The organism is Pedobacter sp. Leaf194, assembly GCF_001423945.1.
Classification (GTDB): Bacteria; Bacteroidota; Bacteroidia; order Sphingobacteriales; family Sphingobacteriaceae; genus Pedobacter.
In genome coordinates this window covers 102571-115387 of the sequence record NZ_LMPU01000008.1, presented here as the reverse complement: position 1 = coordinate 115387, position 12817 = coordinate 102571, and the positions used below count along the sequence as shown (strand labels likewise).

Below are 12817 nucleotides of genomic sequence, written 5' to 3'. Positions count from 1 at the left end.
AACCACCCGAGGAAAGATTGACCACAAAGGATAAGTTTGTCTTTGATAAGCACCTAATTATTCATCATGATCAAAAATCGATTCCTGCTATTTTTAGTATTATTCCAATTTGCCTACGTTCCAGTTTTTGCGCAGGTGTCAATAGTCCGAGATTCCACCCTCCATATCTATATCCTTATGGGGCAGTCTAATATGGCTGGGCGTGGTGTTATAACGCCTGAATTTCAGAAGATCGAAAACCCTAAAGTTTTGGTTTGGCAAAAGGATGGGACTTGGGGGGTTGCAAAACACCCGCTTCATTATGATAAACCTTCTGTTGCTGGGGTTGGACCAGGTCTTTCATTTGGAATCGAAATGGAAAATGCAAATCCTTATGGTAAAATAGGGTTAATTCCCTGCGCGGTAGGTGGTACTTCCATAGAGAAATGGACACCAGGAGCTTATGATGTGGCAACCAAAACCCATCCATTTGATGACGCGGTTCAACGAATTCAAATGGCAATGCAATATGGTGTCATTAAGGGGATTATTTGGCATCAAGGGGAGTCAAATAGTAGTCCGGATCGGTATGTTGACTATTTACCAAAGCTGAATACGCTCATTTTAGAAATTAGAAAATTAGTAGGGAAGCAGGTGCCGGTTGTTATCGGTGAACTGGGAAGGTATAAGGATGTGTATGCAGGATTTAATTCGCAAATAGCCAAAGCACCGGAATTCATCTCAAATTCGGTTACAGTCAGTTCTGTTGGGCTCAAAGATAAAGGTGACCAAACGCATTTCGATTCAGCTTCCGCTGAAGAGTATGGAAGACGATTTGCAAAAGCAATGCTTAAAATTCAAGCAAATCCTCACCCAGTAAAATCAATAAAGTAAAATCAGATAACCCATCTTGTGATTCAGATACTACTCATAAGTTCGTAAGCCCTTATTATGAAAGATTTATCAGGTGTTTTTGTGTAAAATGTCCTTTCGCAAAATACATTTTGATAATCATATTTGAAGTCTGCCGCATTTTTTAGCAATACGGAATGCGGGGTGACTTGAAAATTCCTGAAGAAAATTTTTTAGACAACCAGTACCTTTTTAATTTCTAACCAATTAAACTTTATTTATGATTCAATTTTTACGAAATTGTCTTTTCCCTCGTTTGCTACTGCTGTTTCTGCTTGGGAGCTCTTTTCCATTTGGCAATGCCTTCTCGCAAACCACCATCACAGTAAGCGGAACCGTTACAGATCAGACTGGAGAAAACATTCCCGGGGCATCTGTCAAAGTCAAAGGTACTCAGATATCGACTCAAACGAATAATAGTGGGCAATATACCATAAAGGTACCTTCAGGGCAATCTGTGTTGGTGTTCAGTTACGTCGGTTATTATAACCAGGAACAAAAAGTAGGTTCAAACAGGAATATCAACATTTCCCTGAAAGAAAATTATGAGAACCTCAACGATGTTGTGATTGTCGGCTACGGTACCCAGAAAAAGAGAGAAATTACCGGCTCTATAGGATCCATAAAAGCAGATCAGATCGACCAATTTGCAGGCGGATCCTTGAACACCAGTTTGCAGGGTAAAATTGCTGGTTTACAAATTACCACAAACTCAGGAGAACCAGGTGCAGGAGCTAATATTACTCTTCGTGGAGCTTCCTCAATAAATGGCTCCAGTCAGCCTCTTTTTATTATTGATGGCATCCCGGTAAATAATGATTCTTACCAGTCGCTAAATGACGGTGCATCCTTTAGTCCGCTTAATGATATAAATCCTTCGGATATTGCATCGATAGAAGTTTTAAAGGATGCAGCCACGGCCTCAATTTACGGATCACGTGCTTCGAATGGGGTAATTATCATTACCACTAAAAAAGGATTGAGTGGCTCGCCAGTAATAAATTTCAACTTAAATTCAAGCTGGACGGAGTTAACCAGAAAGGTAGCAACTTTGAACGCTGTTCAATTCAGGGATGCTTTTATTGAAGCGATTTATAATTCTACTGGCGCACTTACCACAAAAGTTTCAGTTATAGATTCATTAAACCCTATTTACAGGGATTCCTATAACTGGCAGGATATTATGTATCGTCAGGCTTTTCAAACAAAATATGATGTAAGCGTGAGTGGTGCGTCAAAAGAAAAAAATGTAGATTATTTTATTAGCGCAGGTTACCGCAATCTTCAACCCGTAGTCACAGAAACAAAGTACAACCAGGTATTTGGCTCAGCCAGGTTGAATTACAAAATTACAAAGGCTATAAAAGGTTCTACAAACTTTAACCTATCCAATTATGGTTACAATAGGCAAGATAACAATATTATCAGCCGATACCTGGGCACCCTACCCGTGTATGGACCATATGATCCAATAACAGGAGAAATTGTTCCCTTGTTTGAAGGAAGCAAAACTAATCCTTTAGCACAGGCACTGTATGCAAAAAATGAGATTAAAAGATGGCGACTACTTGCCAAGCAGGAACTCGGCTTAGAGATTTCAAAAGGCCTGGAATTCCGAACCAATATCTCCCTGGACTACAGTAATACTAACTCAAGCTACTTTTCGCCACCAATTTTGAGTACCAACGCCTCGTCTAAATCCGTTTTCAGCGATTTTAGGCCGGAGCTTAGGACCTCTTTTACAAATGAAAATTATTTAACCTATAAACTGAAAATAAAAAAGGACCATAACTTAGATTTACTGCTTGGACAATCCTATCAGTTATTTAAATCCAATAGTACTTATGTGCGGGGAATTGATAATATTGATAATCAAATAACATCAATAAACGGTTCCTCAAAAATCATCAGCTTCAGTCAGTCAGAACAGGAAAATTTGCTCTTATCATTTTTTGGTAAAGCAAATTATAATTACAAAGGAAAGTATTTATTTTCCGTTTTGGTTAGACAGGATGGTTCATCCAGATTTGGAGATAATAACAGAACGGCTTACTTCCCTGCTTTCTCCGCTGGTTGGTTATTTTCTCAAGAAAGCTTCATGAAAGATTATGATTGGTTGAATGAGGGGAAAATAAGAGCCAGTTATGGTATAACCGGTAATCAGAATATTGGCAATTACGCGGCGCAAGGCGCCTTAGTGAGAGCTGGAACTTATCTAAATCAAACGGCCATAGTGGCCGATGGGTTACCAAATCCAGATTTGAAATGGGAGACAACAAAGCAATTGGATTTAGGTCTTGACTTGGCATTTCTTAAAGGAAGGATAAATTTTACTGCAGATTATTATGATAAGAGAACAAAGGATTTGCTTTTTGATGTTCAGATACCTGCGCAGACTGGTTATAGTTCTCTGCCTTTTAACTTTGGTGGCATTGCAAATAAGGGATTTGAATTTGCAATTGATGCGGTAATTATTCCATCTGCCTTTAAATGGTCTACCTCATTCACTTTCGGATTGAACAGAAACACGGTTACAAATTTACCAGATAACCAGGATTATCGTCCTAATGCCTTTAATCTCGCCAGAATCGGACAGGCGGTAGGGGTCTTTTATGGTTATAAAGCGCTGGGTGTATATGCAAGGGATGAAGATAACATCTATATTGGCCCGAATGGAACTAAATCCCAGTATAGAATGGGCTCCTCAATTGGTGCAGTCTATAAAGGTGGCGATGTAATCTATGAAGATCTTAATGGAGACGGTGTTATTAACATTGATGATCAGCAAATAATCGGAAATCCAACCCCAAAATCTTTCGGAGGTTTACAAAATACTTTTTCTTATAAAGGGTTTCAATTAAGTTTCTTTTTCAATTATGTGCTCGGCAATGATATTTTTAATAACCTCATTAGAAGCATAGATGGAAGTCAATTTGATACCAATTATTCAACTAACCAATTGAGAAGGTGGAGAAAGCAAGGCGATGTAACCGATATTCCTCGTTTAGTAAAAGGAGATCCAATGCAAAATTATGCGGTTAGTAGCAGGTTTCTTGAAGACGGTTCTTTTATTCGTCTCCAGAATGTTTCCCTAGGTTATTCCCTCCCTCAAAAATTTATTAAAGGGCTTGGGGTGTCGGCCGTTAATTTTGGCGTAAGCGCACAAAATCTTTTGACATTTGGTAGCTACACAGGCTATGATCCTGAAGTGAGTTCAGGTAATAACCCCCTTGGCTTTGGCGTGGATAATGGCGCTTTCCCCAAAACAAGATCTTATAATTTATCGCTCAACGTAAAATTCTAATCACATGAAAAGTATATTTAAATATTCTCTATTAATATTGACTGCCCTAACCTGTATTTCTTGTAAGAAGGCGCTTCAAAAAGATCCGGTAACGGAATATTCGAGCAATAATTTTTGGAAAGAACCAGCTCAGGCAAGTGCTGCGCTCTCTGGTGCATACTTAAGACTTCAAACAGCACTCAATACAGAGTTTAGTTACTATGGAGATGGACGTGCAGACCTCTTAACCCTTGTTCAGGAAAATAATACTCAATCTATTGCTGTGGTAAAAAACCGGTTAGATCCAAGCCAGGCATTCACCGATTGGGGTGGTTTTTACAGGGTCATTAATCAATCAAACCTGATAATTAAGAATGTTAAGGAGATGAACTCCAAAGGTCTGTATGTCAATAAAACCACCGAGTACAACAGGGTTTTGGGACAAGCCCTGGGTTTGAGAGCCATGTGTTATTTTTACATGACAAGGGTTTGGGGAAATGTGCCTCTAATTGTTGAACCGACAGAAAATAATGGGGACATAAATTCTTTTAAAATACCCAGAACAGACACATTGCAAGTCTACAAACAGGTATCAGCTGATTTAACGCAAGCGAGAAACCTATTACCCGCATCTTATTCTGACATCCAACAAACCAGGGCAACCTTAACTAGAGGAGGTATTGATGCGATTCTGACCGATTATTACATGTGGCGAAACAACATTGATAGTGCATTAATTACTTCGAAAAGGATTACGGATAATTCTACGCAATATAGATTAGCTACACTGGCTAATCCAGCGATAAATTATTTTGCTTTGCCTCAGGCAGATATTGATAATACGGAGTATGCAAGTATGTTTACCAATGGCTTTGGGCCAGAGTCCATTTTTGAGATTGCATATTCCTACGAAGAAAATACAACTTCTGGGCTGTTGGCGCTATTTGCGGGTGGTATTGGCGTCGCTCAGTTTTATGCGAGCACCGATTTTACATCATCCTTTACAGGAAGTGATCTTCGTGCTTTGGTAAATTTCAAAAGTGAAGTGCAAATTTTTAAGAATTTTCCCAAAGGTTCCTTTGACCGTACAACAGACAACGATAAAAATATAATCCTATATCGACTGGCAGACATATTATTAATGCGAGCTGAAGCTTTCGTGCAAAAGGGGGATAATGCTTCTGCATTTGCGCTGCTAAAACAAGTTCGGGAGCGCGCATTCGGGCCAATTTCCACAACGGCTGTTCCCAATCCAAATAATGATCCAATAAATGGCCCCACCGGAAGTGTAGAGCAAGCAAAATTTATCTCATCAAACAAAAAAGCTGCGCAGAACATAATTCTTAATGAAAGAAAAAAAGAGCTTTGTTTTGAAGGAAAACGTTTTTACGATCTGATTAGAACAGGTAAGGCAATTGAAGTCATGGGGCCTATAAATGGTTTGCTCACTGCACCAAATATTCTTTGGCCAATTAACCTGAATGTTATCAGACAGAATCCATTAATTGAACAAAACAGCTTCTACAAATAATATACAATGAAAAAGTTCGAAAAAATATTATTAGCGATTGTAGTCGCTTCAGTGACTATAACTGGGTGTAAAAAATTTGCACTCTTAACCAGCGAAGATTCAGAATCGACTTCAGCAGGATTAAATCTGAAAGAAAAAACAATCTGGCAATTTATATCCGAGGATAATTTTCACGCCAACGATTTAACTAAAATCGGCTTATATGGCAAGGCAATTGAACGGGCTGGTTTAAAAGATTTGCTAAATGGAGAAGGAGAATATACTGTAATCATTCCTACAGAGACATCTTTGCTGGCATTTATCAACAGCATGGGCTATACATCAGTGGACCAAACACCAGTTTCTGTTTTAAAGAATATTTTACAGAATACCATCATTTCTAAGAAAGTGTTTTCTTTTGACTTAAATATCGACCAAACAATCGGTTACCCAACCTTGAGTATGGACTCACTATTTCTATCCAGAAGTGTAAATGCGACCAGTAATTATGTCTTAACGGTTAACGCTGCTCCAAGTATAATCTCTCAGGTTTCAGTTGTTAGAAGCCAAAATTTAGATTTTAAAAATGGGGTAGGGCACGTTATAGATAATTTTACTTTCTATAAACCCAAATTACAGACCTCTGATATACCTAACTTAGCCAATGTCAGCATTAACTCGGATACGATTGCGGTCTCTAAAGATTCCTATATTAATAATGGTTCAGGTACAAATAAAGGTTCAAATTACGGAAACTTAACCTACATGTATGTGAAGTTTAGTTCATCAGACCAAAACTTAACAAGACGGGCATTGTGCCAATTCCCGGTTAAAAAACCAACTTTCAATGAACGCGTCGGATCCATTAAACTAGGCATATACATAAATAGGATAGATGGCGCGGGTAGTTTGTCTGTAACTGAAGATCAAAATATAAACTGGACGGAAAGTACCGTAAACTGGAATAATGCGCCAGTTGCGGGAACGACCTCATTAGCAGATATCGCACTACCCGCAACTGGAGGTGCATTCTTATGGTATACCGCAGAAATTACGACTCCCTATCTTAATGCCATACAAACTAATAAGACATTCATTAATTTAGGGGTCAGTACCAGAAGTACACCGCTGTCAGTAATAACCACAAAAGAACTCGCAGCAAATCGCGGCGCTTATATTGTATTGACAAGTTCTCCTGTAACCATTCTGAAAAATCCAGTAAATACAGGTATAGATGTCGACAGCAAATTTGGCTCAAAAAAAATAACGACTGCTGAATTAAAGTTTGAGGGAACCGAATCAAAAAATGTAATTTATACCATTACATCCTTGCCTGCAAATGGTTTTTTAGCAATAAGCGGCATTCCCGCCGCCGTGGGCTCTTCTTTTACACAAGAACAGATCGAAAAAGGAGCCATAAAATACTTGTTCAATGGTACTGGAAATACAGATGTTTTTTCCCTGGAAGCTAAAGATTTTCAAGGTGGTTTTTACGCAAGCCTGATTAATGTAAATGTTCAGGTAAAATAAAGCTATAAGCCGCCTACTAATTAAAAAAGACAAAATGGTTTAGACCATTTGTCTTTTTTAATTTAGAATATCAATTGACATCCATTATCTTGATAGGTTTGGAAGTAGTTGATGGCGTTATCTGAAGCCTGTCATTTTTTCTCAGTGCGAATCGGTAAGTATCCTTTGTTATTTCAGTCAATGAAACAGCGCGACCATTAACGGTGGCTTTAAAGCCTTTTATATTTGCTTTCACTACACACGGGCTGCCGGCTAAACTTTTGACGGATATGAACTCGATTTGATCTGAGCAAAATTTGGCGCTGACTTCAAATCCGCCTTCGGCAATCCACTTATGAAAGTTAACGGCTTTCCAACTGTTTGGAACGGCAGGGAAAATCCTGATTTTGTTTCCCCAGGACTGAAGTAACATATCCTGAATAGATTTTCCAGCAGAAAGAGGTGTTTCAAAACAGGGTCCTTTCTCTTTATACAACCCATTTGGTAGTAAAAATTCATTAAGCCTGCTCAAATATTTAATTGCCTGGTTGCCTTCACCAATGGAAGCAGCTATAGATGCAGCTCCGGTAAAACTGTAGCCTTGTAATTTTTCACTTTCTTTCATCCAGGTATCAAGCGAACGTTCAATAATAGCTTTATTGCCTGGGGTATCTATGTTAAACACGTAAAGCGGATAAATCATCAGTAGGTGAGAATAATGACGGTGCGCTTGCAGGTATGGCATTTTATCGCCAATCATAAAACCAGTTTCATCAATAGGGTAATCAGCTAATTTATTGAGAATGTCTGCCCAAATATGTTTTTGTTGCCTGTCAAGGTTTAACAGATCCGCACACTCAAGAAGAGTACCCAATCCCCATCGCATCAGCGCTAAATCTATATTTGTATTTCTTGCCTCTCCGGCTTCTCCAACAGATTTACCTGGATATTCTGGTGAATATCCAACCGGCAGATAATAATTTCCATCACTATCCTTTTTGAGTAAATGAATGTAGTAGGCCATGCTCCTTTTAAGGAGAGGATAGCATTTATCTCGCAGAAATGTTTGATCCATGTTGTGTCTGTACATCAACCAGACATTATGCATAGCCCAAGGTAGATTGGAATGTAGGTTTTTATACCTTTTATCATCATTTGCACTACCCTTTAAATCCTGCGCTGTTGCCAAAGGCAAATATGCAGCGTCTTTTCTCCACGCTATGGGGAAAACATTTTTAATAAGTTGGCTGGCATTTCTGGCTAGTGAGTTAGGAAGCGAGTAGGCGAGATCCACATGGTTTGATGTATTCATCATCCAATAGCATAACTGTACATTTAAATCCCAAGTAATATATGGCCAGGGTGTATCTTGTAACCAGGGACCGGAAGTATCCATTATTGGCCCGTTAGCTCTATTTGCAGATCCTATTTTATAGAGCTGTAACCAGTAGAGGCGCTCCATTTTTTTATCAGAAATACTGAGAAAACTTTTTTTATAAAAGTTATTCCACCAAATTTTGTGTCTAATAAAAGCCTCGCCGATATCAGTTGTTTTATGCGATAGCATTTTCATTACCTGCGCCTGCGCATTCATTTGCGGATAGGACTGTTTTATAGTCATCACCAACAGCGTTGTGTTTGAAGAAATTTGTTTTTTTCTCATTCCGACAACATATTGTCCGCCCGCGAGCAAATTCTGCGTGCAGGTAAAAATAGGGCCGATTTCTTTTATTATGCTTGAAGGATTTGGCTGGTAGACATTTAGTAATCCATTATATTGATTTCCGTAAGCATCAGCATACTTTGTTATAATTTCTTTTTTATCTGGGAATAAAATCCTTCTGGTCGATTTTGCCTCCTGTGGAATCCACTTAATGGTGTAGGATTCCATACCTTTGCAATCCAGTTTGGTATAAATGGCATCGCTTTCTGCAGATACAAAATGATGCAGCTTTATCACTCCGGCAGTTGTTGTAATATCCCCATATAAATCTGCAGTGTACAGTCTTTGTCTGAATGAGGTTGTTTTTATTTTTCCTTTCGTGGTCAGTTCGAAATGTCCAATCATTAGTCTTGGCCTCGAATACGCGGCCCATCCAGCAGACTCATTACGATGGTCCTGCACATCTGTGCGAAAAATTTGTATGTTAATTGTTTTCTCTGAGCCCAGGGTCCCATAAACCATAGAGCCGATAAATCCGTTTCCAAAGTAGGGCGCCTCCTCCCAGCGCTCTGGCATTTTGTCGAAAACTAAATCGTGTTTAGATAAAAATTTAGCCCAATTGATCTCCTCCTTGATGGAAGAATCGGCATTGGCAGATAACGAAAATGCGCAGAAAAAAGAAACAATCATCAGTACTCTAACGGGATGTATCATATTTTTATTTTTTTGGAAATAAATCGATATCGGCCAGATAAAACTTTAAGCTTAGCGGTTTTATCCTTCATCTGAATCAAACGAATGTGGGGATTTTTACCGACTGGTTCATCGGATTCGGTAATGGACTGATAATCATTTGCCGGAATAATTACAGTCGCTGTACTATTAAAAGGTACGATGAGTTCAAAATAAAAATCAGCTTTTTGATATTTCCATTTGCTGAGTATCCTCCCATAAGGACTATCATAATAGCCAGTTGCCCAAATCAAGCCTGTTGCCGGATCGGGTTGAGGGGAGAGGATGAAGTTTTTAAACCCAGGTGAACGCTCATCCTCTTGAATGCCTAATACAGATTCAATAAACCAGGCACCAATCTGGCCGCCGGAGGATGGCATTTGTACACCTTTTCCTTTCCAGTTTTCCATCAAAACGCCGTTTCTGACGAGCGTATTCCAGCTCGGATAGTCTTGCTTATTAACCAGCTCATTTGCAATTCTAGAATCCCTGTTTTTTGCGAGCTGATGTAAAAGAAATGAAGATGCCACAAACCCTGTCCCAATGTGACCATCATGTGCTATTATCGCTTTAATTAAACTTAGATTCACTTTTTTTTCATTCAAGGTGTCCACCATCCCCAATGCCAGAGGCAATACGATTGCCGTTTGATTTTTGGAATCTGTACCATACAGACCAGTTGTGGCGTTAAAATATTTAGTATTAAATCGGTGCTTAATCGTATCAGCCATATTGTTGTAGAATCGGTCCTGCTTTGTATCCCCCATTAAGCTTGCTGTTTTTGCGACGACCCTGGCGTAAAGATAAAACGCGGGCATAGCCGTCTGTGGGGCAGATACCGCAAATTGTGTCATCGTATAAGGATTTTGCCAATCTCCTGCACCATTCCAGATCATCATTTTTTCCCTGGCAGCAGAGGCGTTCAAATTCTGGGAAAAATAAGGATATTCATTCCATATAGCTCCACCTCCCCTCAAGGTCATCTTTTGAAGAAAGTTAACATAACTCTTCATGGGTTGGTAGGCCTTCATCAGAAAATCTGAATCACCATAACGGTTGTAATAAAACCAGGGTAGGTACACTAATGCACCACTCCACCAGGGTGAATTCCAATCGTAAACCTGCCGGTTTACCAGCGGAACAACAGATCCCAGGTAACCTTGCTCATCCTGATTGTCCGCCATATCCTGCCACCAATTTTTATAAAAGGTTCTCACATCGAAAAGATAAGCACCCGCAGAAAACATATTTTGCGCATCTTGTGTCCAGCCTTGTTTTTCTCTACTTGGATCAGCCGGAAAATGAAAAGCATAACGCTGGTAGGTTTTTTTTGTCATCTGGTAAAGGTCATTTAAATAGTTGTTAGAACATTCAAAGCCTGAGGTAGATTTTAGTGCCGCATTAAATTGAATTATAGAAAGCTGTTTTAATTTTAAAGGCTCTGATAGTCCCTGAACCACCATTGACGTAGATCCGGCCGAAATGGTGAAATCTGGTGAAAGAATTGTTTTTCCATCTTTTGCAAGTATATAATCGAAATCAGGCAATTTAATCTGGTCGGTTCCAAAACTTTTTATCGTTACGTGCTGGTTCTTATGTCCAGTAAGCTGCAGTTGAGGTAAGCCCGCAGTTAAGGTTTTAAAAAAGAATTCATTTCCACTTAACGAATCCGGATAGGTGCGGCTTATTCGTTTTACTTTTGGTGTAATTTCCGCTGTTAACTTTCCAGACATACCTTCAGAAACCGCGACATTTGACCACTGGGAATCGTCAAACCCTCTTTTTCCCCAACCCACCGACTCTAGATTTCTGTTCTCTGCATAGCCGATCCACAGGTCATTCATTTGTATTTTGGAAACTTCCCACTTCCAGTCTTTATCGGAAACTATAGTTTGTTTTTTGCCATTTTTGAAAGTAAGCTCCAGCTGAACCATTACTTGGGGCATACCCTGACCGCCATGTCTTTTCCCAAATCCACGAGAGGGAGGACTAAAATATCCATTTGCCAAAATTGTACCAACGATATTTTCTCCAATACGCAGTTGTCTACTGATATCTTCTGCAACGTAGATAATCCTTTTAGCGTAATCGCTAAAAGGTGGGCCAAGTTTATCTCCACTGACCGCTTTGCCATTTATTTGAACTTCTGCCATTCCAAGGGCAGCATAATATATTTTCGCGCTGACAGGCTTTTCTTTCAAAATAAAAGTTTTACGCAAAATAGGTGCCGCTGTAATTGGACAGGATTTGCCTTTTTTGTTGTCAAATACTGATGGCATACCATCCACCATAAAAACAGCATGGCCTCTACTCCAATTGGTTCCTTGCTCTCTGGTAAATTTTTTCAACGCAACATTTTTTCCTCCGGAAATTACAATTAGCTGCCTGATTAAAAAGTCTGCCTTTCGGCTGGTATCCGCAGGGATTTTCAAGCGAATAAATCTTGCAATGGCATCTTTTGTTTTATAAGAAAGAGTTCCGCTTCGAAGATTATAATTTTTATTTAAAGGGTATTCAACTAATATTTTTGGTTTTTCGAAGAGTAAGGTATTGGATAATTCTAAACTCATTTTTTTTGGGAAGCTATGTTCATCTTCGCAAATGATCCTGACCTCATCAATCTGATATTCTTTTCCCAAATCTACATCTGCAAATCCCCCTTTTGATGGCATCTCTAAACCCTTTGGACTGAACTCCTTTGGTACAGACCACTGAGATGCTGTTATCCATTTTGCCTTCCAATCCCCTTGTTGAAGTAAACCCATCTCCCAAAAGGAAGCCTGGCTCCATAACGACCTGCGATCTTCGTTATTCCAAATGCGAACTTTCCAGTAATATCTGGTTGATGATTTCAGAAGCTTCCCCTGAAATGCAATTTGAAAACTTTCAGAGGAAATCACTTTGCCGCTATCCCAGATATCTCCTGTGTTTTTCTCAAGTTGCGCCTTTGAGGAAGAGACGACTATTTGATAAGCAGTTTGAAAACCACCAACTTTTTTTGACGCTGTTTTCCACCCTAGAAATGGTATTTGCTTATCGATATTTATTGGACTGGCTTGATATTCACACTCTAATGATTGAGGTCTTTGCGCCAGAGCGGAGGTTTGGAAAACTACTGTACAGCAATAAATTATTCTTAGTAGTATTATTTTCATTAACTAAAGGATCTTGGTTTGCAGAAACTCGGGAGCTATAAATTATGGAAGGGTAGGATGTCAAAAGTATATCC

The 12817-nt window shown here is 39.2% G+C and carries 6 protein-coding genes; 4 read left to right on the top strand and 2 right to left on the bottom strand.

Annotated elements, in window-relative coordinates; all coding sequences use genetic code 11:
* Positions 1-66: 66 nt before the first annotated feature.
* The 4 genes from ASG14_RS08160 (at position 67) to ASG14_RS08145 (ending at position 7214) form a co-directional block, all read left to right on the top strand.
* The gene (locus ASG14_RS08160) at positions 67-873 is read left to right on the top strand and encodes a sialate O-acetylesterase (protein ID WP_056870585.1); all 807 of its coding nucleotides are present in this window, start codon (positions 67-69) and stop codon (positions 871-873) included.
* 238 nt (positions 874-1111) lie between these two features.
* Positions 1112-4195 (top strand): TonB-dependent receptor, encoded by a 3084-nt coding sequence (locus ASG14_RS08155; protein WP_082491458.1) that lies wholly within the window; start codon positions 1112-1114, stop codon positions 4193-4195.
* A 4-nt stretch (positions 4196-4199) separates the two neighbouring features.
* Positions 4200-5705 carry a RagB/SusD family nutrient uptake outer membrane protein gene (locus ASG14_RS08150; RefSeq protein ID WP_082491456.1) on the top strand — a complete coding sequence of 502 codons (1506 nt, stop codon included), beginning with the start codon at positions 4200-4202 and terminating at the stop codon, positions 5703-5705.
* 6 nt (positions 5706-5711) lie between these two features.
* Entirely contained in the window at positions 5712-7214 is a 1503-nt protein-coding gene (locus tag ASG14_RS08145) for a DNRLRE domain-containing protein (RefSeq protein ID WP_056870582.1), read from the top strand.
* Between the two features lie 70 nt (positions 7215-7284).
* On the opposite strand, the gene ASG14_RS08140 is transcribed toward ASG14_RS08145, so the two are convergent.
* Both ASG14_RS08140 and ASG14_RS08135 read right to left on the bottom strand, forming a co-directional pair.
* The gene (locus ASG14_RS08140; protein ID WP_056870581.1) at positions 7285-9570 is read right to left on the bottom strand and encodes a glycoside hydrolase family 95-like protein; all 2286 of its coding nucleotides are present in this window, start codon (positions 9568-9570) and stop codon (positions 7285-7287) included.
* Positions 9567-12743: an alpha-L-rhamnosidase N-terminal domain-containing protein gene (locus ASG14_RS08135; RefSeq protein ID WP_056870580.1), complete on the bottom strand. Its 3177-nt coding sequence runs from the start codon at positions 12741-12743 to the stop codon at positions 9567-9569. Before ASG14_RS08135 ends, ASG14_RS08140 begins: the two co-directional genes overlap by 4 nt.
* Between the last annotated feature and the right edge of the window lie 74 nt (positions 12744-12817).